Origin of the sequence: Paraburkholderia piptadeniae, from assembly GCF_900007165.1 — a bacterium.
Lineage (GTDB): Bacteria > Pseudomonadota > Gammaproteobacteria > Burkholderiales > Burkholderiaceae > Paraburkholderia > Paraburkholderia piptadeniae.
In genome coordinates, this window is the sequence record NZ_CYGY02000020.1 from 1 (window position 1) to 261 (window position 261).

The following is a 261-nucleotide window of genomic DNA, read 5'->3' on the forward strand; positions in this document are numbered from 1 at the left end:
GCCGTACTCTTTATCGTCTTGTAGTAGTACGTAGCAAGTTTGTTCGTATTCATCGCACGTCTCCCGAGGAAACGACGACCCCCGCAAGCCGTCATCCCTTTATGCTGCTTTTTGCTTTTGTCCCGTTTGCTCTGTCGAGCCACGCGTGGGCCGGAAGTCCGCGGCGTACATCAGGCGCGAGGCCGGCTGTCCTTTCTGTGCGCCGTTGCATCGTTCGTGTACCGACGCGAAGCAGCATGCCCGAGGATTCGTCGATCTCGC